This window comes from Faecalicatena sp. Marseille-Q4148 (genome assembly GCA_018228665.1).
Lineage (GTDB): Bacteria > Bacillota > Clostridia > Lachnospirales > Lachnospiraceae > UBA9414.
In genome coordinates, this window is sequence record CP073692.1 from 2,517,019 (window position 1) to 2,543,243 (window position 26,225).

26 protein-coding genes are annotated in these 26,225 nt (G+C 42.4%); all 26 read left to right on the plus strand.

Features of this window, described 5'->3' with window-relative positions; translation table 11 throughout:
- Positions 1-4 precede the first annotated feature (4 nt).
- The 26 genes from KFE17_12075 to KFE17_12200 all read left to right on the plus strand — a co-directional run bounded on the left by KFE17_12075 (position 5) and on the right by KFE17_12200 (position 26,220).
- On the plus strand, positions 5-1,180 hold the full coding sequence (locus KFE17_12075) for a phage minor capsid protein (GenBank protein QUO31578.1): 1,176 nt from the start codon (positions 5-7) through the stop codon (positions 1,178-1,180).
- Positions 1,177-1,386 carry a hypothetical protein gene (locus tag KFE17_12080; GenBank protein QUO33709.1) on the plus strand — a complete coding sequence of 70 codons (210 nt, stop codon included), beginning with the start codon at positions 1,177-1,179 and terminating at the stop codon, positions 1,384-1,386. Before KFE17_12075 ends, KFE17_12080 begins: the two co-directional genes overlap by 4 nt.
- A gap of 138 nt (positions 1,387-1,524) precedes the next feature.
- On the plus strand, positions 1,525-2,082 hold the full coding sequence (locus KFE17_12085; GenBank protein QUO31579.1) for a phage scaffolding protein: 558 nt from the start codon (positions 1,525-1,527) through the stop codon (positions 2,080-2,082).
- A 25-nt stretch (positions 2,083-2,107) separates the two neighbouring features.
- On the plus strand, positions 2,108-2,962 hold the full coding sequence (locus tag KFE17_12090) for a hypothetical protein (protein QUO31580.1): 855 nt from the start codon (positions 2,108-2,110) through the stop codon (positions 2,960-2,962).
- A gap of 15 nt (positions 2,963-2,977) precedes the next feature.
- Positions 2,978-3,322 (plus strand): hypothetical protein, encoded by a 345-nt coding sequence (locus KFE17_12095; GenBank protein ID QUO31581.1) that lies wholly within the window; start codon positions 2,978-2,980, stop codon positions 3,320-3,322.
- Entirely contained in the window at positions 3,312-3,647 is a 336-nt protein-coding gene (locus KFE17_12100) for a hypothetical protein (GenBank protein ID QUO31582.1), read from the plus strand. The genes KFE17_12095 and KFE17_12100 overlap by 11 nt, the downstream gene beginning before the upstream one ends.
- Entirely contained in the window at positions 3,647-4,036 is a 390-nt protein-coding gene (locus KFE17_12105; GenBank protein QUO31583.1) for a hypothetical protein, read from the plus strand. The genes KFE17_12100 and KFE17_12105 overlap by 1 nt, the downstream gene beginning before the upstream one ends.
- Complete coding sequence (locus KFE17_12110) at positions 4,020-4,439, plus strand: hypothetical protein (protein QUO31584.1); 420 nt, start codon at positions 4,020-4,022, stop codon at positions 4,437-4,439. Before KFE17_12105 ends, KFE17_12110 begins: the two co-directional genes overlap by 17 nt.
- 1 nt (position 4,440) lies before the next feature.
- Positions 4,441-4,965, plus strand: coding sequence for a hypothetical protein (locus KFE17_12115; protein QUO31585.1), 525 nt, complete (start codon positions 4,441-4,443; stop codon positions 4,963-4,965).
- 20 nt (positions 4,966-4,985) lie between these two features.
- Positions 4,986-5,339 carry a hypothetical protein gene (locus KFE17_12120; protein QUO31586.1) on the plus strand — a complete coding sequence of 118 codons (354 nt, stop codon included), beginning with the start codon at positions 4,986-4,988 and terminating at the stop codon, positions 5,337-5,339.
- On the plus strand, positions 5,339-5,902 hold the full coding sequence (locus KFE17_12125) for a hypothetical protein (protein QUO31587.1): 564 nt from the start codon (positions 5,339-5,341) through the stop codon (positions 5,900-5,902). The genes KFE17_12120 and KFE17_12125 overlap by 1 nt, the downstream gene beginning before the upstream one ends.
- 11 nt (positions 5,903-5,913) lie before the next feature.
- Positions 5,914-6,063, plus strand: coding sequence for a hypothetical protein (locus KFE17_12130; protein QUO31588.1), 150 nt, complete (start codon positions 5,914-5,916; stop codon positions 6,061-6,063).
- A gap of 49 nt (positions 6,064-6,112) precedes the next feature.
- Positions 6,113-7,966, plus strand: a complete 1,854-nt coding sequence (locus tag KFE17_12135; GenBank protein ID QUO31589.1) for a tape measure protein — start codon at positions 6,113-6,115, stop codon at positions 7,964-7,966.
- Positions 7,967-7,969: 3 nt separating this feature from the next.
- Positions 7,970-9,418 (plus strand): phage tail family protein, encoded by a 1,449-nt coding sequence (locus tag KFE17_12140; GenBank protein QUO31590.1) that lies wholly within the window; start codon positions 7,970-7,972, stop codon positions 9,416-9,418.
- Complete coding sequence (locus KFE17_12145) at positions 9,418-12,858, plus strand: phage tail protein (GenBank protein ID QUO31591.1); 3,441 nt, start codon at positions 9,418-9,420, stop codon at positions 12,856-12,858. The genes KFE17_12140 and KFE17_12145 overlap by 1 nt, the downstream gene beginning before the upstream one ends.
- Positions 12,859-14,892, plus strand: a complete 2,034-nt coding sequence (locus KFE17_12150; protein ID QUO31592.1) for a hypothetical protein — start codon at positions 12,859-12,861, stop codon at positions 14,890-14,892.
- 41 nt (positions 14,893-14,933) lie between these two features.
- A complete protein-coding gene (locus KFE17_12155; protein ID QUO31593.1) occupies positions 14,934-16,040 on the plus strand; it encodes a hypothetical protein in 1,107 nt (368 codons plus the stop codon).
- 20 nt (positions 16,041-16,060) lie between these two features.
- Positions 16,061-16,558, plus strand: coding sequence for a hypothetical protein (locus KFE17_12160; protein QUO31594.1), 498 nt, complete (start codon positions 16,061-16,063; stop codon positions 16,556-16,558).
- 30 nt (positions 16,559-16,588) lie between these two features.
- Complete coding sequence (locus tag KFE17_12165) at positions 16,589-16,681, plus strand: DUF3789 domain-containing protein (GenBank protein ID QUO31595.1); 93 nt, start codon at positions 16,589-16,591, stop codon at positions 16,679-16,681.
- Positions 16,682-16,778: 97 nt separating this feature from the next.
- Positions 16,779-17,288, plus strand: coding sequence for a hypothetical protein (locus KFE17_12170; GenBank protein QUO31596.1), 510 nt, complete (start codon positions 16,779-16,781; stop codon positions 17,286-17,288).
- A 10-nt stretch (positions 17,289-17,298) separates the two neighbouring features.
- Positions 17,299-17,592, plus strand: a complete 294-nt coding sequence (locus KFE17_12175; protein ID QUO31597.1) for a phage holin family protein — start codon at positions 17,299-17,301, stop codon at positions 17,590-17,592.
- 37 nt (positions 17,593-17,629) lie between these two features.
- The gene (locus tag KFE17_12180; GenBank protein ID QUO31598.1) at positions 17,630-18,655 is read left to right on the plus strand and encodes an N-acetylmuramoyl-L-alanine amidase; all 1,026 of its coding nucleotides are present in this window, start codon (positions 17,630-17,632) and stop codon (positions 18,653-18,655) included.
- A gap of 261 nt (positions 18,656-18,916) precedes the next feature.
- Complete coding sequence (locus KFE17_12185; protein QUO31599.1) at positions 18,917-19,612, plus strand: response regulator transcription factor; 696 nt, start codon at positions 18,917-18,919, stop codon at positions 19,610-19,612.
- Positions 19,613-19,624: 12 nt separating this feature from the next.
- Entirely contained in the window at positions 19,625-22,327 is a 2,703-nt protein-coding gene (locus tag KFE17_12190; GenBank protein ID QUO31600.1) for a HAMP domain-containing histidine kinase, read from the plus strand.
- Between the two features lie 195 nt (positions 22,328-22,522).
- A complete protein-coding gene (locus KFE17_12195; GenBank protein ID QUO31601.1) occupies positions 22,523-23,662 on the plus strand; it encodes an SAM-dependent methyltransferase in 1,140 nt (379 codons plus the stop codon).
- Between the two features lie 50 nt (positions 23,663-23,712).
- The gene (locus KFE17_12200) at positions 23,713-26,220 is read left to right on the plus strand and encodes a hypothetical protein (GenBank protein ID QUO31602.1); all 2,508 of its coding nucleotides are present in this window, start codon (positions 23,713-23,715) and stop codon (positions 26,218-26,220) included.
- Positions 26,221-26,225: the final 5 nt, after the last annotated feature.

Sequence of the window (26,225 nt, forward strand, 5' to 3'; positions counted from 1 at the left end):
TTGATTGAGAGAGGATTACAAAAAGCAACTGTCAAGCCAAATTGAGAAGCATTACCTTGATTTAGAACTGATGATTCTGGAAGACATTGTGCGGCGGATTAAAAAAGCCGGCAAGATTACAAGCACAGCAGACTGGCAGATTAACAGGCTTAAGATTATCGGGTATTCTTCGGAAGACATCGAAAAAATGATAAAGAAAACCTTGAATCTGTCTTATCCGGAAGTATTTGAACTATACGATAAGGTAATTGAATCGGAATATGTCCGGAACAAAGATATCTACGAGCAAGTAAACGCTGAATTCATTCCCTACGAAGAAAATAAGGAATTGCAGCAGCTTACAGACGGGCTTATCCAACAGAGCAATGAAGAACTCCGTAATATTACACAGTCGATGGGATTTTATGTGGATTACGGGAACGGCAAGCTTGTAATGACGCCATTGGCAGATGTCTACCAAAAATATCTCGATCAAGCGATTATGGGTGTGGTTTACGGTACATTTGATTACAATACCATGATTCGAAAAGTAGTCACGCAATTGACGAACAGCGGACTCCGTACAATTGATTATGCGTCTGGTTGGCATAACAGAGTGGATGTGGCAGCAAGAAGAGCAGTTATGACGGGCGTTTCACAGCTTACCGGGAAAATCTCCGATATGAACGCAGAGAAGCTTGGAACGGAGCATTTTGAGGTTGCGTGGCATCCCGGGGCGCGTCCTTCTCATGCGGTATGGCAGGGAAAAGTTTGGAGCAAGAAAGAACTGGTTACGGTGTGTGGGCTTGGTACCGGTCCCGGATTGCTTGGTTGGAACTGCTACCATGAATATTATCCCTTTGTAAAAGGCATTTCCGAGCGCAACTGGACAGATGAATGGCTCGCAGAGCAGAACCGCAAGGAAAACACGCCTAAGACTTTTAATGGCAAGGAATACACCTTATACGAAGCCAAACAGCAACAGAGAAAAATGGAAACTGCTATGAGGGCGCAGCGTGAAAAAGTAGTACTTTTGAAGCAGGGAGGAGCTGACAAAGACGATGTAATGCTTGCCAGAATAAAGTATCAGGGGCAGCTTGGAGAGTACACAAGATTCTGCAAGCGAATGGGACTTGTGCAAGAAAGAGAACGTATCTATTACGATATGCGAGGAAGAATAGCGCCGAGGTTTAGAAAATAATGGATAAATATATAGTGACAAAAGATGCGGATGTGTTGGCACCAAAATGGCTGATAGACCGTATAAACTACAAGACAGTAAAATTTCTGCGTGTCATCCGTGACGGAGCAGAGACATTGAAAGGGGTGAGGATAAATGACCAGACAGCGAAAATCGGAGACACGATTTGCTTTGATGGTAAGCGGTTATCTGTAGAAAGGCGGTGATCCAATTATCTCCCATTGAGACGCAGGGTGAAGCGTCTTATTTTTGTGCAGTTTGGTCGGTTGATTAGACCTTAAACAGTCGATTCGTGGCGGATGGTTACACGCCTTAAATAACCTAATGCGAAAGGAGAATGAAGCATGAAAACAGAATTTTTAAAAGGTCTTGGATTGGAACAGGATGTTATTGATAAAATCATGGCTGAAAATGGGAAGGACATTGCCGCTGAAAAGGCGAAAACCACTAAAGCCGAGGGAGAACGCGACAATTACAAAGGGCAGCTTGCGACAGCAACAGAATCTTTGGAAAAGTTTAAAGACGTAGACCCGGCAGCTATGCAGGGAGAAATTGACAAGCTTAATCAGCAGTTGAAGGACAAAGACGCTGAGTATGCTGCAAAAGAAGCAGATCGTATCTTTTCCGACACAATCAAAGAAGCAATCAAGACAGCCGGCGGAAGAAACGAAAAAGCAGTGATGGCTATGCTTGATATGGAAGCCCTGAAAGAATCTAAAAACCAGTCTGAGGACATTAAAAAAGCATTGGAAACCGTAAAGGAATCTGATGCTTATTTATTTGGTTCTGACGAGCCATTTAAAAACGCAGTCGGAGCGACAGGAGGCGGAACTGATATCGGAGGAGACAATCTTTCCGCGATCAGAGCAGCTATGGGGCTTCCGGCAGCAACTAATAAATAATTTTGAAAGAATGAGGTAGAAAGATATGGCAAATACGATTGCATTAAGAAAAGCATATTCTACGATGCTTGATGAGGTTTATAAACTAGCATCCCTTACAGCAGTTTTGGACGGACCGAATGAACTTGTAAAAGAGGGTGCGAACGCAAACGAGATTCTGATTCCGAAAATGACTATGCAGGGTCTTGCGAATTACAATAAGCAGACAGGCTATGTCGCGGGAGATGTAACATTGGAATACGAAACAAAGAAATGCGGCTATGACCGCGGACGTATGTTCGCTATTGATGCTGTGGACAATATCGAAACAGCAGGCGTGGCGTTTGGGCGTTTATCTGGAGAATTCCTTCGTACAAAGGTAGTACCTGAGTTGGATGCTTACAGACTTGCGGGTTATGCATCTATTCCCGGTGTGACAACAGTGGCAGCAGCTCTTGAAAACGGAAAAGCAGCTTTAGCAGCCCTTAGAACAGCAAGAAGCAAGATCGAGAACGCAGAGGCGAACCTTGCAACGTGTTATCTGTTTATTAACCCGACTCTTTACGGAATGATTGAGGACTTGGATACAACAGCATCTAAGAAAGCTATTGAAGGTTTTGCAGGAATTAAGAAAATTCCGGAAGGAAGATTTTATTCTAAAATTGATTTAACAGCAGGCGGCGCAGGCGGATATGCAAAGAATTCTTCCGGAAAAGCAATCAACTTTATGATTGTAGATAAGCAGGCGGCTATCCAGTATCAGAAGCATACGGTTTCCAAAATTATCACGCCAGACCAGAATCAGGACGCAGATGCTTGGAAATTTGGATACAGAACTGTTGGTATCGTAGAAGCTTACGATAATAAGAAAGACGGTATCTATGTCCACACAGTAGAGTAGCGGGAGGCGATTACATTGAATGTAGAGTATCTGTTTTATCTTAATCGCTACGGCGGAAATATTATTGCGGAGGAGCAGTGGAAAACACTGGGACTAAAAGCAGCCGCCAGATTGCAGCAGTTTACATTCAATCGTCTTTCGGATGCGGAATGGCCGGAAAATGCACAGTTTGCGTTATGCGAAATGGCAGAAGCACTGTATTCTCTTGAAAAAAATGCCGGTAAGGTATCGGAGAATACAGACGGCTATTCGGTCACATACGACAAGTCGGAGACCACGGATGCGATACTCTATAAAATTGCGTCCGTGTATCTTTCCGGCACAGGACTTATGTATGCGGGGGTGTGCGATGATTGTTAATACCGATATTACGATATACGGCAGAAAATATGACTCCGACCGGAAATGCGATACATGGGAAAGACCTTGCATAACTCCGGCATGGTGGCATACGGCTGAGAAATCCAATGTTACTACGGACGGACTGAAGCAAGCGGATGTGACGACAATCCGTATACCAGATATCAGCGTTGCCGTGAAGAAAGATGATTACATTGTAAGAGGACAGCATCTTGCAGAAATCAAGAGCGTGAAGGACTTGGACGGGTACTGCTTTGCTAAGGTTACGGCTGCAAATTACAATGCTTACGGCGGAAATCCGCACATTAAGGTGGTGGCTGTGTAATGGGAAAAGGAAAGAAGCAATTTAAAATTGGGACTCCCAGAGGCGTTATTTATACGCAAACATCCAAAGGTGGAAAAGTGAGTGCGAAACTTGAATGGAATCCTTCTTTTGCGCCGGATATGGAAAGGGGCTTTGCAAACGCTCAAGAATTTGTTGATTCGGAATGTATCCGGAGAATGGCGCCGGAGACACCGAGAAGAACCGGTGTGTTAGTAAAATCTGCCACACTTGGAACGGTAATCGGGTCCGGGGAAATCAATCAGATTGCGCCTTATGCCCGCCGACAGTATTATGAACACAGAGAAAAATCATATTGGTTTGAGCGGATGAAAAACCGACATAAAGATTCTATTTTGAAAGGAGCTGCGAGATATGTCAAATCTCATTAACAGTGTCCGCGATTATATTCTTACTTGCCCGTTTCTATCGGATTGGCGAGTGAATGTAGATTATCTGGGCGCAGGAATGGAATATTCCATTGACCCTCTTCCATGTGATCCGGTATTGCAAAGATATACGGACGGAGGGGCAAAGAAGCAATTCCAGTTTGCGTTTACCAGCCGCGAAGAGTATGACCAGGACGCCAGAATCAACATTGAGAACAGCGGATTTTACCAAGAATTTGAGGAATGGTTGGAAACACAGGACATGGCAGGGGTGCTGCCAATTTTGGGAGAAAATAAAATCCCGATTAAAGTAGAAACATTAAACAGCGGTTACTTGTACGATGTGGACGAAGAAAAAGCCAGATATCGTATTGAGTGCCGCTTGATTTATAGACAGGAGGTATAATATGGCAGAAGCAAAAGAAGTATTAGTAAAACGTTCGCAGAGAGTAGCATATATGGACACGGCTTCATCAGCAGGACCGGCATCGTTCGAAAGAATGACAGGATTCACAGCAATTACAAATGCGAAGAACCCGAAAGAGTATTCCAGACAGTATGTCGATAGGGATACCGAAACATCGGACGTAGTTGGATATGCTCCAGCAAAGGAATATTCGTTTGACCGTTATTCCAACAATTCGGTGCATGAGAAAATCGCGAAAATCCATGATGGAGAGCTGCTTGGAAATGACACGCATGTGGACATTGTTACAGTTGACTTGTTCAAAAAGTCTTCTACCGGAGAAAAGTACCATGCAGAAAAACGCACTTTTGCAGTAATTCCGGACACGGACGGAGACGGAACGGACGCGCTGACCTATAGCGGGTCTTTTAAAGCGGTATCTGATATCGAGGTTGGATATGTAACATTTGCAGAAGGGGATTTCAAAAAGGCAACTTATACAAAAGGCGCCTATGATGGAGAATAGAAGGAAAAGGAGATGAGCCGATGAGCCAATGGAAATTTAATGACTTTGAGACGGAAATAGATTTTACTGATGCGGATTTTTTGGAGAAATTCGAGAATTGTTACCAGAAATTACTGAAAGATTCCGAAACAGTGCCGAAAGTAGGTAAAACAAGCGCGATTATAAGATGCCAATGCGAAATACTAGACACCTTCTTTGATTCTGTATTTGGAATCGGGACAAGCAAAAAAATGTTTGGTGAGAAAAAAAGTCTTGATTTAAGAATACAGGCAGCCGATTTGTTATACGAAATGAATAACAAAGAAAGAAATCGTTACAACACGATTGCAAATAAATATCGTCCAAATAGAAAGCAAAGAAGGAGTCGTAGATAATGAATCTATTCTACGAAGATTTTCCGGATGCTGTTTTTGTCCACGGAGAGAAAAAAAAGATTATAACAGACTTTGTTGAATACATTAGGCTTTTTGACATGTTAAAAGACACGGAAGTAACACTGCAAGAAAAAGCACTGTTTATTTCCAAGTATTTTTTGGATAATGTATATCTAGACTTAGAAGCTATAAGAGCTTTGGAGGGGTTTGTGCTACTGAAAGATATAGAAGAAGTTGGAATACAGTCAGAGCAGGAAATGGAAAGCACGCGCGAGAAACCTCTTTTTTCATTTACTTATGACTTTCCATGTATTTATGCAGCGTTTTTAAGGGAATATGGAATCGACCTAAAAAGAGCACATATGCATTGGTGGCGCTTTCGGATGTTATTCGACAATTTGTCGGAAGAAAGCGAAATAAAGCAGCGCATAAAATATCGTGCAATAGACGTTGGTAGTATAAAAGATAAAGGCGAAAGAGATAGAATACGCAGAATACAACGATCAATTATGCTTCCTGAGGCGATGCTTTCTGATTTTGAAATAGGTGATGCGTTTGCTTAAAAGGAGAAGAAATGAAGTGTAAAAATCCAATATTGAGAAGAGAATGGATAAAATGCCCATTCTGCGGATGCAAACTTGCGATCGCGGATAATACGGCAGAAAGTCATGGAATTTATGTAAAATGCAGGACTTGTAAGAAAGAAATAGAGATTAAGAAATAAAGCGCTTAAATGAGCCTATGAGCCTGCGCTACTCGAAAGGAGTGGTAGCATGGGCTATGATGGCTCATTAAAATTTAGCACAGAAATAGACGAAACAGGTTTTAACAAAGGCACATCGAAACTTGGCGGAATAATCAAAGGCGGCTCTACGGCGGCAATTGCGGCAGTAGGCGCTGTGACGGCAGCAATAGGAGCCGGCATTGTTGCCGGAACAAAGTATAACGCCTCGATAGAAACCTATCAGACGTCTTTTGAAGTAATGACAGGATCTGCCGAAAAAGCGGCAGAGGTAATTGAAAAATTAAAGAAAGTCGGAGCAGAAACGCCTTTTGAACTTCCGGATTTAGCAGACACAACACAGCTTTTGATGAATTACGGCTTTAGCGCGGATGAAGCTATGGACAAGATGATGATGCTTGGAGATATTTCGCAAGGATCAGCAGAAAAAATGTCCAGAATCGCCACAGCTTACGGGCAGATGTCTTCTGCAGGCAAAGTATCTTTGCAGGATGTCAAACAGATGATCGAAGCTGGATTTAACCCTCTGCAAGAAATTTCCGAAAGCACCGGAGAGTCAATGGCATCCTTGTATGATAGAATCAGCAAGGGAACAATTTCTGTAGATGAAATTACGGCATCGATGGAGCGCGCAACTTCCGAGGGCGGGAAATATTTCCAAAGTATGGAAAAGCAAAGTCAGACGTTTAATGGTCTAATTTCTACGCTTAAAGATAATGCACAGCAGTTGCTTGGAGAAATTGTTAAGCCAATATCTGACGGAATGACTGAATCTCTGTTACCGGCAGCTATTAGCGCTATCGAGCAATTGACGAAAGGATTCGAAGAAAACGGTGTTTCTGGCATGCTACAAGCAGCAGGAAACATTGTGAATGGTTTATTTGCTGGAATAGAAGAAAACGCCCCATTGCTTATATCCAGTGGCATGGAAATGCTGAATCGGTTCTTGGAAGGTCTTTCGACTGGAATTCCAATTTTACTGACAAAAGGATTCGAAATAGTGACAGCGGTTGCGCTTGGAATTTTACAAAATTTACCGCAGTTAGTTTCCCGTGGAGCGTCTGCTATAACAAGTTTTGTAGGAGGAATCTTATCGTCACTCCCGACTGTTTTGGACTCTGGCGTAAAAATGATTTTGGAATTGCTACATGGAATTATACAGAAAACGCCAGAATTGATTACGCAGGCCGGGAAAGCTGTGATTGATTTCGCGGCTGAAATCGGAAGCAATCTGCCGGAGATATTACAAAAAGGAATTGAGATAATCGGACAATTGATTGCCGGAATTATTAAAGAAGTTCCGAATTTGCTTAGACAGATCCCCGGAATTATTGCTGATTTGGGCGAGGCGTTTTTGGATAAAGACTGGGGAAGTATTGGCTGGAATATTATACAAGGGATCGTATCTGGAATTAAAAGCGCAGCTTCTGATTTAGTAGATGCCGCCGTATCTGCCGCTAAAGATGCGGTTTCTACAGTTAAAGGATGGCTCGGAATTAAATCCCCTTCCAGAAGAATGCGTGACGAAGTTGGAAAGAACATGGCTCTCGGTGTGGGTGTTGGTTTTGAAAAAAATATGCCGAAAAAGCAAATAGGGAAAACTATCGAAGAATTAGTTTCTGGAATGGCATCTAGCGTATCCGGAATTACTTCTGCAAAGCCGGTTTATGCCGGAATGTATACCGCAACGACAGGAAATAACAACAAAGTTTATGATGCAGAAATGAAATCCGCAATCCTAAAACTGGCCAAACTTGCACAGCGTCCGATTGAAGTAACAACAATGATAGATAAGACAAAAATGGCTAGGACAATGGCAATTCCGGTGCAAGCCGAGTTGGCAAAGGGCAAGACAATTAAAAAGATGTTGGAGGGCGATAAATAAAATATGGGCTTATCTGTAAAATACAATGATATAGAGTTAAATAAATACCTGAGCGTCTTGAAAGGTTTTACGCCTTTTGTTGGCGCAGAATGGAATCCAGAAGTCAGCTCCGCAGTAGAAACAAACTGTGGGGCTGATTTTTTATATACGAAATACGGAAGCAAGATATTAGAAATGCCGTTTGAAATTAGCGGAAATTTGGAAGAAAAATGCGATGCTTTGCAGAAAATCCTAAACGTAAACGAGCCAAAACCGCTTATCTTTGGGAATTTACCACAGAAAATGTTTTATGCAGTACCAACCGGAACACTTGATTTTGAAGAAATTGCAATGTTTGGCACTGGCACAATCACTTGGCTCATTCCAGACGGACTTGCACATGCGACAACAAAGAAACCCTACGAAGCGCACAGAAATAACGGTGTATATGAGTTGGAAATCGACAATCAGGGAACGGTAGCTGCCCCGATTGACTTTGAAATTACAAATAACCACGAAAATGGCTATGTCGGGATTGTATCGGAGCATGGGATTATCCAGATTGGGCGAGCGGATGAAACTGACGAAGAATCTTATGAAAAATCACAGTTGCTCATAGATGATAAAGCAAACGCAATACTTGGGTGGCAGAGTAATAATGCGATTTTAACAACAGTAACGAATCCACATACACAGTCTGGTGCCGGTGAGTTAAAGGATGGATATGTGCAGGCACAGAATTACGGCACTGGCAGTCATTGGCATGGTCCTAGCTTTACCAAAAAAGTACCGGCAGACAGAAATGAGCATTACGGCGCAAAGAATTGCACAATGAGCTGGCACCATTATTTTTCCACGAGTACCATTAATAACCTCGGTGTAGCGCAATTTTTAATGACGGATAAAAACCGAAAGAATGTTGCGGGCGTGGCTTACTACAAGAATTCAACCGGGACAAACTTTGCAAAAATCTATCTATATGTAAATGGGAAGATTGTAAAAGAGTTGGAGATGGAGTGCAGCTATAACAACCCGATCACAGGGCAGCAGGCAGGAATGGCAAGTATTAGCAAGTACGGAGAACGGTTCGAGTTCTCGGTTGGCGGGAAAACTTATCCGTTTAACGCACCAGAAATGAAAGACATCGAAGTTTCGGAGATAAGCGTTTACTTTGGGGAATATTCGAACAACGAAGCAGTAGGCGCGAATTTGGCTTATTTCGTGCGCTTTATGAGCCATTCTGTAGAGGCATGGAGGGATGTTCCAAACCGCTACAAAGCCGGAACGGTAATAAAAGTAGACGGACATAGCGGAAAAATCTATGTAGATGGTGTTGCGAGCATGGGGGACGAAGTGAAAGGAACGAAGTATTTTCTGGCGCCACCCGGAAAGACAAAAATACAGTTTGGCTATTCGGATTTTTCGAATCCACCGCCGACATTTAAAGCATATATAAGGGAGGCTTACTTATAATGGAGAATGTGAGAATTGCAATATTAGATTCGCGGGATGCTGTCATGGCAGCAATGGACAATTTACTTCCGGACGCGCTGCATTATTATGACGATGAGCTACACGAGTATTTGAAAGGCTCTGCAAGTACCTATCGTTTTACAGCAAGCGCGAAGCATCCAGACTCCCTTTATATCGTAGAGGGGGCAAAAATTGCCTTTGTGTATCGGGGCAAAGACTATTATTTTAATATCATGCAAGTGGAACGAAATGAATTCGAGGTAACAGCAGAGTGCTATTTCACATCGTTTGAGCTTCTGAATGAGTATGTGACAGCCTATAGCTCCAACGGTCCGAAAAGTTTTGAAGAGTATCTTGCCGCGTTTGATCCGGAGCGAACGGTTACACTCGGAATTAACGAAGTATCAGACAAGCGAATCTCGAACGAATGGACAGGAGAAGACACGGTACTGGCAAGATTGTTTTCCGTAGCATCGTTATTTGATGCAGAAATTGAATTTGAAGCGAAACTAAATGATGATTATTCTCTCGGCAAGATTGTGATGAACGTTTACCGGGAACACAGTGACACAAATCAAGGAATGGGCTTAAGAAGAAACGATATCTGCTTGAGATACGGGAAAAATGTAACAGGAGTCAAGAAAACGTCAGATGTCCTACAACTTTATACCGGTATCCGTCCTTATGGGAGAGACGGACTTACAATCGAGGGCATTGACCGGAAAGAACATGACGATGCGGGGCGGGTAGAATTTGAGACATCCGGAACAAATATCTATGCGCCGCTGGCAAGAGACCGCTTCCCATCGAATCTATGGAATGCTAATGACGGATATATCTTTATGGTTAAGAATTATGACACCGATAACAAGGAAAAGCTCTATAGCATGGCATTGTCGGCATTAAAGGAAAACTGCGTGCCAAAAGTGCAGTACGATATCGAAGGCTATTTTGATTCCGGAATTGGAGATACATTTGATGTCACGGACGAAGAGTATAACCCGACCTTATATTTGCAGGCAAGAGTAACAGAGCAGATCAGGAGCTTTACGAATCCAAAAACAAATAAGACGGTGTTTAGCAACTTTAAAGAGCTGCAGCCGGAAATTGACCCGGAACTGATCAAACGAATGAACGCGCTTATTGAAGCGAATAAGGTTTATATTTGTAATCTGGTTACAGATAACGGTGTGGTATTTAAAAATAACACCGGAGAAACTACACTGCAGCCGTCTGTGATGGATGGAAGCAAAGATGTGACACAGAATTTCCGCTACCGTTGGACAAAAGACGGAGCCTTTTTGAAAGAAAGCGCAACATTAAAAGTAACAGCGGAAGAAGTAGAGGGGAAAGCGGTATATAAATATGAAGCAATCGACTCTTACGACAATGTAAAAGGATTTTACGAAGTAACGATCACGGACGTGGAAGACGGAAAGCCGGGAGAGTCTGGAAAGAGCTTTTACACCTGGATTAAATTCGCTGACGATGAATATGGAAATGGCATGTCTGATCTACCAGACGGAAAGCAATATCTCGGAATCACCTATAATAAAGAGACACCGGAGAAATCCGAAAATCCTAAGGATTATGCATGGGCGAGAATTACCGGAGAAGGAATCCCCGGAGCGCCTGGCGAAGATGGGAAAACCTATTACACTTGGGTAAGATATGCGGATAACGAGTATGGAAGTGGAATGTCCGATGCTCCGGACGGGAAAGCGTACATCGGGTTTGCATTTAACAAGGAAACTCCGACAGAAAGTAACAATCCGGCAGAATATAAGTGGTCGAAAATTAAAGGAGAAGACGGAGAGACACAGTACACGCACATTGCCTACGCAAATAGCTCTGATGGATACACAGATTTTTCGCTTTCCGACAGCAACCGTGAATATATCGGGATGTATGTGGATTTTTTGGAGAGTGATAGTACATATCCGAACCGGTATGCATGGAGCAAGATTAAAGGGGCAGACGGCGAAAATGGGATACCTGGGAAACCGGGGGAAAATGGCAAGACTCCGTATCTCCATATTGCCTACGCAAATAGCGCGGATGGAAGTGTGGGATTTTCCACAACAGATAGTGTTGGAAAGTCTTATATCGGACAATATACAGACTTTACAGAGCGCGACAGTGAAAATTACTGGGTATATGCGTGGACAAAAATTAAAGGGGATGACGGTGCAGACGGTAAGCCAGGAAAAGACGGAAAGGGAATTGAATCCATTACTGAATATTATCTAACCTCTGCATCTAACTCTGGCATTACGGCATCGAGTTATGGTTGGTCTACAGCGATTCCAACCATGACACCAGAAAGAAAATATCTGTGGAATTACGAAGAAATCCGGTATAACGATGGAACGTCCGAGAAAAAGACACCGAAGATTATTGGAGCTTACGGAGATGAAGGCGTTGGCATTAAAAATATTGTTAATTATTATCTCGCAACATCGCTTGGAAGCGGCGTTACTACCTCTACTTATGGTTGGACAACCATAAAGCAGGATATGACAGAAACAAAGCGATATTTATGGAACTACGAGGTCATTACTTACACCAATGGCACAAGATACCAGTCTCCGCTTACGATTATCGGCGTTTATGGGCAGACCGGACCGCAAGGAGAGCCGGGAAAGAATAACCTGATTGTCTCTCCGACAGCTCCGACAAATCCAGTAGTGGGGCAGCTCTGGCAGACAGCATCTGGAGAGGCAATTAAGCGTTGGGACGGTGCACGGTGGGTAATGCATTATCTGTCCGTAGATAACCTAAAAGCAGATGTATTATCTGCGATTACAGCGAATTTAGGAGAAGTAATTGCCGGGCTTTTAAGAGACAAGACGGGGCTGTTTAAAATCGATTTGGATAATAGCGTAATTAGCAGCCAAAAAAACGGGAAAGGCGTAGAACTAACAGAAGGAGAGCTGCGCTTTACAGAGCAAATAGACCAGTTGCAAGTGTTAGCTACTTATACGGCGTCAAAAATCATGTATCGACTCGCGGATGCATCGGGAGATTTATTTTCCATGCAGTATACTTCCGGAGAGAAAGACATGCTCGTGCATAGCGACAATTACGGCGACTACTATCTTGGCAAGACACTTAGAAACGCATCTGAAAAGCCGGTGATCTTAGCGCGGACTACAAGTTCGTCTTTCCAGACGTTTTCTATAGAGGATTTTACGCACTTCCGGTATTTTATTTTGATCTGCGGGGCGAGAATGAATTACACGCTATATCGTCCTCTTGCAGAGTGCACCATCCACCCGGAAGTATTTTTGCATTGTAGCGCTTCCAACGGCGGAGCGGTAGCGTGCTACGCAGAAGAACCAAGTAACTATAGAGCAGAATTCCAAGCCAACAGTGCAACCTCGGTGCGGTTAAAATGCAGAGGGATGTACGATATGGCGATTTTATTAGGAGTGAGATAGATGATTACAGCAATTTTTAATCCGGGCGACAAGAGTGTCACCACGGAAAGAATATTACAGTGGGATTATGGGCAGGTCTTAAGCATTAAAGGCTTAGACCTCCCAAAAGCGGTAGAGATACATTTTTGTGTATACACCGATTCCACCACAATCACAACGGTTGGCATCACAACAGACGACCACACCGATGTAGAGATTCCGGACGGACTGTTGCGACAGGACAGGGAATTAAGAGCCTATGTATATGTAGCAGACTTGGAGCAAGGAAAAACAGTGCGAACGGTCAATATTCCGATTCAGGGCCGGCAGAAACCGGAGATTCCGCACACACCGGAAGATACAGAAGTTTTCCGAAAAGCAATCAAGGCAGTAAATGATTCTGCCGATCGTGCCGAGACAGCGGCGAATACCTCCGAGCAGAACGCGAAAAAGACCGCAGAAGATCGAAAAACCATTGAAGAAATGGTAGAGACAGTAAGCGGAATCGAGCAGCAAGTACAGGACGTTAAGAAATATGCCGGGCAAGCCGAGACCGCAGCGAGTAATGCGGCTCTGTCAGAGCAAAAGGCTAAGGAATCTGAGACAGCAGCATTGCAGGCAAAAGCGGATGCCGAAACGGCAAAAGGTAGTACAGAAACAGCGGCAGGGCAAACCGCGGAGGATAGAACAGCAGTTGAACGTGCGAAAGAAGAAGTACTACAAGCGAAACAACAAGTAAGTACAGACCGGGAAGCAGTCGAAGCGGTGGAAAGAAAAGTAGCGCAGATGGGAAATGCGATTCCGCAGGCGGTTTTAGAGGGCGTGCAGGCGGTAGGAAGTGCCGGTGCGGCAGAAAAACAGGGAATCGTGCAAGCCGGAACGGAACAAAAATCCGCTGTAGAGAGCGTCGGAACAAAAGCAGTAGGGGATATTGCCCTTGCAAAGAAAACCGCCACAGATGCTGTAGAGACAGCAAAGACCGGTGCGGTTGGTGCTGTTGGAACTGCGGGGACAGAGCAGACCCAAAATGTTACCGCAGAGGGAGAAAAGCAAGTCAAAGCGGTGGCAGACAAGGGTGTGGAGGTATTGCAGTCTATTCCGGAAGATTTTACAGTGCAGATGCAGAGTAAGTTAGATAAACAACAGGGTGCAGAAAATAAAGGCAAGGCTCTTGTGGTCGGAGACGATGGGAATGTTGTTGTTGGAGAAGTTACTGGAGGAGATGGTATCCCAATCATTAATACAATGAGCGGAGAGAGTCCTCTTGTGGTCTCCGATAGCGCAGAGAGAGTGAATAAAGGCCTAAGTATTATCGGAAATACTGTGCAAAACCAAGACCCGCCACCAAGTCCAGAAAATCCACAGGAGATTAAAAGCGTTGGGAAATGGAATGAAGTGACTCAGAAATATGAAGTTGATATTAGGATTACTAATGCCAAAGAAAGCTGGGATAAAGAACAAACTCTCACCATAACATCCAACCGCCCTATTACAAAGTGGGATAAGCTTGTAGAGCAGGATGGACAGATTGGATGGTTGTATAAATCTTGCAAAAAGGAATTTGACGGAACAGAAGTTTTCGATGAGAGATTCCTACCATCAGTTTTATATAATTTAAACAAAAAAGAATATATAAAAAATGCGGTTCTGTGTAATTACGCAGATTCTAATGGAATTGGACGAGGTAATACGTCTGGAACTTCGTTATCGTTTAAAAAAATAACAGACTACTGGAAGTGTGAGAGCGCACAACAATTTAAAGTGTTTTTAAAAGCAAAAAAAGATGTAGGGGTTCCGTTATGCGTCTTGTGGGAAACTGTGGAAACAGAGTTCGTCCCGCTCCCACAGTCCGAACAGGATGCTATCCGAGCATTAAAAACCTACTACCCAACAACTGTCATTACGGTTGATGGCGGAGAAGTGATTCCGAGTGTAGAATTAACCTATACCGCAGACACCAAGAATTTTATTTTGAATAGAGATAAAGTGATGCAGGCGCAGATGCTTAATATTCAATCCGCTCTAATTAGTCAGAAAATATCGGGGGGGGTATAAAAGTAACTGATAGCTCTAGGTTGCCGGTGAAAGATTTTGCAATGAGTGGTAAGTTGGAGCAGTTACAGACAACAGGCGCACAGTTGTTTGATATTAGTAAGATTTCTGCTGTAAGTGTTGCTGTTGACAAAGACGTGATAATTGTGAAAGACTATGCTTCAAACGCTAAAATTACAGCAGAGCAATTTATGGAAATGACAGGATTGAAGCCGGGAGATAGTTTTACAATATCTTATGATTTTGAAGACACTATTACAGGTTCTACAGGTGGAGTAGCCTTTTTGAGAAGTTCTAAAGGTATAAATATTATGAGCGGAGGACAAACTGGAAGTCTTAAAAATACTGTAGCTCTTCCTAGCGATTTTGGCAGTGAGTATGGAACATTGTATTTTTATGGGAATAAAGAGGGTGAGAATTGTTATATCAAAAATTTTATGATTAACAAAGGAAATTTGGCAAAACCTTACGAACCGTACACAGGTGGAAAACCAACACCATCCCCAGATAACCCACAGCCTATCGTAACGACACCGCAAGGTGTTATCACTATAGATTTCACGGATGGCACGAAACATCAAGTTATCGAATTAAACTGTCCGAGAGAATTTACGAAGTGGGATAAGCTACAGAAAATTGATGGTGTGTGGAATTGGGTCTTTCAGAGCAAGCGAACATTTTTAACAGAAGATCTACAATGGATATTTACGAATAAAGATTTGAACATTTACGCTTCTATAGTTTTAAACGATTCTCTTGGAGGTGAATATTCTAGTTTATGCAAGGAATTTAAAAATGTTAATCTAGCTTATTCTGACTATTATAAAAATCAACTGGGTATATATTGTGATCATCCAAGTGTCGGTATTACACAAAAATACTTTAGAATGCCGAATGAATCAGTAAAAACACTAGAACAATGGAAAACATGGTTGACTGAGAACCCGATTGAGATTCTGTATAAAACTAAAGAACCAGAGCTTATCCCACTATACCCGTCCGAACAGGATAAGTTAAACACTCTTACCATGTACGCCCCAAACACGGAGATTACCAACACAGGCGGTTGCAACATGGAACTTACTTACACCGTGGACACAAAGGCGTATGTGGATGCGAAGATATTAACATTAAGCAAGGCATTACTATAAACAGAAAGGAATTGATAAATATGTATGAAATTGTAAAAAATGTAATCATGTCCGGCAGTTTTAAGTTGGACGATATGACAAAGAAAATCAATACGCTCTGGGTGCAGGGGGAATTAACAGAAGAGCAGAAAAATGAATTGGTTGCTCTGATGAAAGAACATTTGAATCCGGAGACGGAAACACCGGAAGTATTGAAATTATGCCAAGAGCTAAGAACGGAAATCAATTCTATCAAGGAAAGAGTTACGAAACTTGAAAATGGCGGAGTAGCACCAGAGCCACCAGTAGGAGTTGCCGTGCCTGTATGGGAGCCGTGGGACGGAATTTCCGACAGATATAAGTATGGAGCTGTGGTTACAATCGACCAGAAGTACTATATCAGTATCTTCCAGGGACAGAATACTTGGATGCCGGGAAGTATGGGAACAGAAGGGCTCTGGAAAGAAATCAGCAAGGAAGATGCCGAAGCAGTTGTTTCCGGTACTAAAACACCAGAACAAGTTATTAATGGACAATAAACCGGATATCCTAATATTGGAGGTGGTCAAATGTTTACATTTATCGCAGGAGTATTTTTAGGCGCGAACTTTGGCGTGGCAGTAATGTGCCTTATGCAGATTGCCAAAAAATCGGACAAATAAAGGAGAATGGGGCATGAGAATTAGAGCAAGACCGTAACAGGTCTTTTTATTTTGCGCAATTTATTAATAATACTTTTACCGGAAAAGAGGTGAGGGAGTGGAGCAGTTTTTAGAATTATTCGGGGACATAACAATTGGAAAAGTAGTGGTAGTTGTCTGCGCAGGAGTGTTTTTGTGGAAAGTCTACGGCAAAGTAGCAGGATATTTTAAAGAGAAATCCATCCGAGATTACGAGCAGAATAAGCAAATCCAAGAGGTAATTGATTTGTCCAAGAATTATCCGATATGGAGAAAACAGAGCATGGGTATCCAAGTCGAAATGAATAATAAAATGCAGAATCTCTCCGACAAAATGGACAAGTTAAGTAAGGCAAATGGAGAGGGAATGGCATATACATGGAGATATAGGATACTTAGATTTAACGATGAGATTATCCAAGAGGTTAGGCATACAAAAGAGCATTTCGACCAGATTTTGGAAGATATCGATAATTATGAAAAGTTCTGCAAGAACAATCCGGACTTTCCAAATAATAAGGCGGTGCTTGCAATAAAGAATATCAAGGATGTGTATGACAAATGCGTAGAAGAAAATGATTTTTTGTAGGAGGAATATTATGGAACAGATTATGAATTACATTAAACCGGAACTTATTGTAGTAGCAGTGGTACTGTATTTTGTCGGCATGGGATTAAAACAGTCACAGACAGTAAAAGATAAGTACATTCCGGCAATTTTAGGCGCGGGAGGAATCTTTCTGGCGACAATCTATGTAATTGCCACTTGTCCACTCGGTACGATGCAGGAAATCGCTATGGCGGTATTTACGGCGATTGTACAAGGTATTTTAGTGGCAGGATTGAGTACATATGTGAACCAGATTGTAAAACAGGGAAAGAAAGCAGAGTAGAGGGCGGAAACGTCCTCTTTTAGAAAGGAGAATTATTATGGCAAAGATTTGTTTAGACGCAGGGCACGGTGGGAAAGATCCGGGAGCATGCGGTTTTGGCAGACAGGAGAAAGACGATGTTTTAAGGACTGTCCTAAAAGTTGGACAGATACTAAGCGGCAGAGGGCATCAGATTTATTACACACGAGATAATGACATCTACGAGAGTCCATATACAAAGGCAACGGAAGCCAATAACGCCGGAGCGGACTTTTTCGCAAGCTTCCACCGCAATTCCGCGGCGAATGAAGCGGCTGCCGGATTCGAAACTCTGGTATACGCTAATTCCGGAGCGGCAAAGGTTTGTGCAGATACCGCCAACAGTAAAATGGTATCTGTGGGATTTCGAAATCGCGGTACCAAGATCCGGACAGATTTAGCGGTATTAAACAGTACCCGGATGCAGGCAGTATTATTCGAAATCGGCTTTATCTCAAACGCCGGAGATAATAAGATATTCGCGACCAAATTCGAAGAGATCTGCAAGGGACTGGCAACGGCAATCGAAGCAGCGGTGGGCGCCGGATCAGGAGCGGGAAGCCAGGAAGTCACACCGACACCAATTCCACCAAGCAACAAAAAAGAGCTTGGTCATGTGGACTGCATTTACCAGGCATATACAGATCGTTGGTGGGACCCAGTTAAAAATCAAGAGGACTGGGCAGGAAAAGGCGACAACTACGCGATCAAGTATCTTGCAATCTGCGTAAGCAAAGGAAAGATCAAAGGACGTGTCTACACCAAAAAGAATGGATGGCTGCCATATCTCACGTTTGCGGACAAGTACAACATTAATGATCTGGAAAATGGTGTACTGGGAGATGGTTCCGACATCCTCGCTGTGGAGCTTTATTATTACACACCAGACGGATATATGTACAAAGAGGTGCATTATAGAGTGTCTGTAGAGGGCAACACTTCTTTCTACGCGAAACAGGTTGATAATAAAAAGAATAAGAACATGGACGGCTATGCCGGAGACAAGAAGAACTTCTTGGACAAGTTCCAGATGTGGGTAGAGTAAAAAAGGCCGGGGATTTCCTCGGCCTAATCAATGATTTCTTCTTTTTCCATCTTGTACCGCATGATTATTAAAAAATATTGTATCATCTTATGGTTTACTTTTGATAAGTTAGTATAAGTTTATTTTAGACACGTTTTAGACAAAAATGCCAGAAAACGCGATAAATGCGCATTTAAAAATTAAATCAATCTTAATAATTTCTGCAACTTCCCCTTAAAAATTCTTTGGTAATCTTGTATACTGTAAGGGAGGTGATTATTTATGTTTAATATTTTAGTATGTGACGATGACAAAGAAATCGTTGAAGCAATCGAAATATATTTGACACAGGAGGGATATCATATTCTGAAAGCTTATGACGGCGAACAGGCACTTCGCATGATTCGGGATAATCAGGTGGATCTGCTGATCATAGACGTTATGATGCCGCGGCTTGACGGAATCCGGGCTACGCTCAAGATCCGGGAAGATCACAGCCTCCCTATTATTATTCTTTCAGCAAAATCAGAAGATGCAGACAAGATTCTCGGTCTGAATATCGGGGCCGATGATTATGTGACGAAGCCTTTTAACCCGCTTGAGCTTGTAGCGCGCGTAAAATCACAGCTCAGAAGATATACACAGCTTGGAAGTACTGTACAGAATGAATCGCAGGCAGTGTATGAAGTGGGTGGACTTCGTATCAATGACGATCTGAAAGAAGTGACAGTGGATGGAGAACCAGTGAAACTGACTCCGATCGAATATAATATTTTGTTATTATTGGTAAAAAATCAGGGGAAAGTTTTTTCTATCAATCAAATCTATGAGCAGATATGGAATGAAGATGCAATTGGTGCAGATAATACGGTGGCAGTACACATCCGTCATATCCGTGAAAAGATTGAAATTAATCCAAAGGAACCAAGATATTTGAAAGTGGTATGGGGAGTTGGATATAAGATAGAAAAGCTTTAGAAGGGAGCTTTTATGGAGAAAAAATGGTATCGCGCACCATTTATAAAAGGTGTGCTTGTCGTATTGGCACATATAGCAGTTGTGGCGTCTCTAATGGGATTTACCTGGGTGATTCTCTGTGCCGGAGTGAACTATGTTAATCCGACTGCCAAAATACCGGAAGACTATGCACAGACGAGACAGTTTGGCAAGAACATGAACAATGCTTTGTATGAAATGACATGGAATCTTTTTAGTTTGAACGGTATAGAAAAAGACGGCAAACTGAATGAAGAAATGCTGATTGATCTTGAAAAATACTACAACAGCGGCGAGGTTTCTGCGAAAGAAGGGGAAGGAAATGGGTTTGTATATAAACTTTCCGATCTTATTAATGCAGAAGACGACAGCGAAGAAAACAGAGAAATTGTTGTCTGTCAAAAGACTGATGGAAGTTACGCTTATGAAGAGTGGGGAAGTATTCAGGGGAAACTGCTTTCCGGGGAACTTGTATTTGCCGAATTAGCGGATCAGGAAGGTTCTGAGACAGAATCAGGGTATGATCTGGATGATTTCCTGTATATGTTGGAAGATCGCTATAATGGTTATGAGTATAATGAGTATTTCGGAATCTGCAATAAAGAAGGAACACTGATCTATACGGATTGTTGGAGAATGCCGGTTTCTTCAATGATCAATATGATGCTCGAAACGAAAACAGCAGAAGGTAAGGATGTTCTGAAATTAGTGAATGAAAATGCTTACTGGAATGGGCGTCTTCAGGAAATGGAAAACATGTTTGGGCATGCAAGATCCAGTCTTCGGGACAGAATTGATCGATATAAGGAATACCAGGAACTCTGGTCCGAAGGTAAGACAAATCTGACATTTATCCTTCTTGATGAAGAAAATAAAAAAGTTTACACAAACGATTCTAAATATGAAAATTATGAGACAGCCAGTAAGAATTATAAAGAGTTGATGAAGAACAGCGCCGGACGAGAAAATGCATATATTAATATGAGGCCTGCAGAAGGTGAAGTGGAAGTGCAGCAGATTGCCGGTTGGAAAGCTTCGGAGTGGCAGTCTCTGTGTGACCATATTGAAGGAACGGTAGGAACAGAAAAAATTCATATTGTTGCAGCGGTAGATTTGGATTATCCGGTTACAGACCGTTTCCAGTTTATTGATGGAACTTATGATAAGGTTCAGCCGCATCTTCACAACCTGATTTTGCTTGCCTGGGGCGGTGTGGTCGTATTTTTAATCAGCATAATCTGGCTGACGGCAGTATCCGGACGAAGCAATGCACAGGACGGTGTGAAAACAAATATTGTGGACCGGCTTTTTACTGAGATTCCGGTAGGAGTACTTCTTGGTGGAATTTTTATGATGGTAGGAGGAGTTTCTGTCTCCTATGGAGAATGGTACAACAATTATGGCAGATGGATCATAGATAATACTAGTTTTACTGCACAGGAATTTGTTCCATCTCCATCGATAGGCGCTGCGGAAGTAAGTCTAATCGTGTTGATGACGCTTGGCGGAGCAGTCTGCTTTTTCTATGGTTATTTAAGTTCTGTCAGAAAGCTGAAAGCAGGTACATTTTTTAATGGATTTGGTATTTGGAAGATTGGAAGATGGTGCATAAGAGTTACTGTAAAGCTGTTCCGCATTACAGTCAAAGGATTCCGGGAATTTTGGAGACATAAGAACCTGATGACGAAGGTAATTCTGATTTTTATCGGTCTGACGCTGCTTCATCTTTTTGGAGGAATCTCTGCGTTCTTTGCATTCTGTTCCGTTGTGGTAGATGCAATTTTGTTTATCGTTTTAGTGAAGTATGCGATTGATAAGCAGAAAGTTATGGATGGAATTAAGGAGATTACAGCAGGGCATGTGGAATATAAGATTCCGACAGAGGGATTAAAAGGCGATAATAAAGAGATGGCAGAGAGTATTAATGCCATTGGCGAAGGGCTCCAAAATGCAGTTGAGGAAAGTCTGAAGAGCGAGCGCCTGAAAACAGATTTGATTACGAATGTTTCCCATGATATCAAGACACCGCTCACATCAATTATTAATTATGTAGATCTTCTGAAACGGGAAAACATCGAAGATCCGAAGATTAAAGGTTATATTGAAGTGCTGGAAGCAAAAGCACAGCGGCTGAAGATTCTGACGGAGGATGTTGTTGAAGCATCGAAGATCAGTTCGGGAAATATTAAACTTGAGATGATGGATCTGAATTTTGTGGAAATCATTCTGCAGACAGCAGGAGAATTTTCAGAGAAATTTGAAGCAAGAGATCTGAAATTAATCTCTAACCTTCCGGAGCGCCCGGTTGTCATTCATGCGGACGGAAGAAGAATGTGGCGTGTGCTTGCGAATATTTATAACAATGCTGCGAAATATGCGATGGAACATACAAGAATTTACGCAGATTTGGAAGAGAATGAAAATGAAGTTGCATTTTCCTTAAAAAATATTTCTGAACAGGCATTGAATATTTCTGCAGATGAATTGACCGAGCGTTTTATCCGGGGAGATATTTCAAGGAGTACAGAAGGAAGCGGACTGGGGCTTTCTATCGCCAAAAATCTTACCCAGAAAATGGGTGGAGATTTCCGGATCTATCTGGATGGAGATCTCTTTAAAGTAACACTTGTATTCCCAAAAGTAAAAAAAGAAAAAAAGGAAGAATACACGGAGAAACAGACAGGAGAAAATGCATAATCAGTGACAATATTGGGGTGAAGGGCTGCCGGAAACGGTAGTCCTTTTTTAGGAAAATCTTGATAAATTCTAACGAAAATATTAATTTTGTTATTTTTTTGAATCGTTCTTGCATCTGTATTTGAGAAGCATTACAATACTAATATGCCAGAAAAACTCAATGAAAAATAGTTGACACGAAGGAGCAAAAGACGAGTGACAAAGGAATTAGATCAGGTTTTAAGAGAAAGTTTTACAATAGATTTTATTAGTGCGGTACTTAGCAATCCGAGAGAGAAAGAGGAACTTCAAAAAGTAAAGATCCGTCCGCTTTTGAAAGGCGCAGAGCTGTATTTTCAGTTGGAAGAATTCCGTGGGAAACAGGCATTTCATGAGAATGTCCGGGCAGAAGAGGCTGTGGTTAAGACAGGGGAGCTGATGCAGTTATTTAAGCAGATGCAGATCGAAACGAAAAAGTTTTCCTGTACAGTTCTTATTAGCAAGAAGGGAAAGATAACGATTAAGAAAAAGGCAGTTTCCGGCAAGGTGAAAGAGGTAGATCTGTCACATAACCGGAGCAAGAAGTATATTCTGCAGGAGGGAACACCGGTGATGTTTCTTCAGGATCTTGGTGTTATGACGGCAGATGGAAAGATCGTGCGGACGAGGTTCGATAAGTTTCGTCAGATCAATCGTTTTTTAGAATTTATTGAAGATATTCTTCCGAAGCTTCCAAGTGACAGAGAAGTGACAATACTGGATTTTGGATGTGGAAAGTCTTATTTGACATTTGCCATGTATTATTATCTTCATGAATTGAAAAAATATGATGTGAGGATTATCGGGCTTGACTTAAAGACGGATGTGATTCGCAAGTGCAATGAGTTAAGTGAAAAGTATGGATATGAGAAGCTTCGTTTTCTAGAAGGAAATATTGCAGATTATACAGGGGTAGATGAAGTTGATATGGTAGTGACACTTCATGCATGTGACACGGCAACAGATTTTGCGTTGGCGAAAGCAGTTGGCTGGAAAGCCAAAGTGATTCTTTCAGTGCCGTGCTGCCAGCATGAAATGAATGAACAGATTCAGAATGAAATTTTGCATCCGGCGCTGAAATACGGTTTGATTAAAGAACGGATGGCAGCGCTTTTTACAGATGCGCTGCGCGCAGAGTATCTTGAGAGGGAAGGATATGATACTCAGATTCTTGAATTCATCGATATGGAGCATACGCCGAAGAATATTTTAATTCGTGCGGTCAGAACGGGGAGAGCACACGAAAATGGCGAGGAAATAAAGCAGCTGGAAGATTTTCTTCATGTAACACCGATGCTGGGGAAACTGCTTGGGTAGCCGGATGGATGCAAGGGGAGAATGAAATGATTAGAAGGGGTAGCTGATTCATGAAAAAGATTTTGGCAAGAGCTGGAATACTGGGAGCGATTTTTGTCGCGGCAGTAGTTATTTTCAGTATTTTGACGAGCAGACAGAATGCAGATATGACGGTAGATATGGGGAATGCATCTTTGCCGCAGATTATATTTGAAACCGAAGGATATGAATTGAATCCATTGGCGGGCTATACGTCGGAGATGGATCTGACGGCTATGCGTGATACGCTGACACCGCTGGACAAAGATGGGAATTTGACTGTCCATATTAAAAAGAATCAAAAGAAAATAAAAGATTTCTCCTATACGGTATATTCTCTGAATGTACAAAAGACGCTGGCAGAAGGGAAGGCAGTTATCAAAGACGGGGCTGCGATTCTTTCGCTTGGCGCTGCAATGGGAGAGGAGAAAGAAGCTGTATTGAAGATTGAGCTTCAGCCGGAGGATGGACAGGAGATCCGTTATTATACGCGGATCACACTTGCAAAGGAGTATCATATTCGGGAATGCCTGGATTTTGTCGAACAGTTTCACACAGATGCGATTACAAAGAATCCGAATAACTCTATTGCATCATTACTTGAGCCAAATGCGGCGGCAGACAATGGTACGCTTCAGCATGTAACGCTGCACTGTGATTATAATCAGGTGCTCTGGGGAGAATTGAAACCGGAAGTAGTTGGTGATGTACAATGGAATATTAAAGAAGGTACGACTACTTACACGTCTGTTCAGCTGAAATATAAAGTCCGCACAACAGCTGCGGATGGAGCGGAAGCGCTTTATTATGTAAAAGAATATTTTAGAGTACGCTATTATCGGGAGAAGTTCTATCTTCTTGATTATGACAGAACAATGGAACAGCTGTTAGATGAGAACAGTAAGATGTTTTCTCCGGACGGCATTGATCTTGGGATTGTGCCGGAAGATATTTCTTATGTAACGAATAAAGACGGAACGGTGATTTCATTTGTGCAGGCGCGGGAACTTTGGAATTATGATCAGGATGAGGGGAAACTCTCCCGTGTCTTTAGTTTCCTCAGTGATGAGAATGATGACATTCGAAATGAATTTGATCAGCATCAGATTAAGATTATTTCGGTAGATGAAGACGGAAGCACGACTTTTGCAGTATACGGATATATGAACCGGGGACAGCATGAAGGAAAAGTCGGGGCGGCGATCTATTATTATAATTTGAAAAAGAATTTTGTAGAAGAAAAGGCATTTATTCCGAGCAGACAGTCATTTGCAATTGCAGAAGATGAACTTGGAAAGCTGATCTACTATAACCATGAAAAAGAGCATCTGTATGTGATGCTGGATGGTTCTTTTTACCGCATTTATCTCAAAGATGAGGGGAAGGAAGTCATTGTTGGCGGGCTTTCGGAGAATCAGTATGCCGCATCATCGGACGGTCATTTAATTGCATTTCAGACCGGTGGTGAATATGAGCAGGCGTCAGAGATGAAAGTGATGAATCTGCAGACAGAAAAAGAATATACAGTAGAAGCCGGAGGAGCGACGGTAAAACCGCTTGGATTTATCTATGATGATTTTGTTTACGGAGTATCTCAGGCAGAAGATGCAGGGAAAACCGTGTCGGGAACTTCAGTTGTACCGATGTATCGTCTGGAGATCCGCAGTACAGACAATCAGGTATTAAAGACATACGAGAACGAGGGCGTATATATTCTGGATGTGTTTATTGAAGACAATCTGCTGACGATGAACCGGGTTGCGCGAAATGGAGAGATTTATACGGCGGTGGCATCTGATTATATTACTGGGAACGAGGAACCGGAAGTCAGCAATATTCAGCTGGAGGCTTATCAGTCAGAGACGGAGCAGCGGAAGATGATGTTTTCATTTGACAGCAAGATTGAGGACGTTTCGCCAAAGATCCTAAAGCCGAAGCAGGTACTTTTTGAGAATCCGGTAACAGTAACATTGGATGCAGGAGTAACAGAAGGAAACTATTATGTGTATGGTCTCGGCCAGCTTCTCGGGGTGTATGACCGGGCAGGGTATGCAGTTGTGAAAGCAGATGCGATTTCCGGAGTAGTTGTGGATTCCAGCCAGGTGTGCGTATGGGAGAAAGGAAACAGAGATCTGAGCTATGAAATTGAAGGATTCCAGCCGACAGTTGTGCAGGAGGGCGAGAGCACACTTGCAGCAAGTGTACGGGCTATTACAGAATATGAGGGAAATCCAATCGATGTTATGAAAGAAATGGCTAACGGAAGATCTGCCATTCAGATCCTGACAAATTATACAAAGGGAAGAGGAATGGATCTGACAGGATGTACAGTGGAACAGGTACTTTATATTATTGGCAAGGGAACGCCGGTAATCGCATTGACAGATCATATGAACGCAGTGATTCTGACAGGGTATACATCTGATACGGTAACATACATGAATCCGGCAGATGGAAGTGTGCATACTGTTTCGACAGAAGAAGTTGCAGCCATGTCAGCAGGAAGCGGAAATACATTTATTGGATATGTAAAGGATTAGCATAT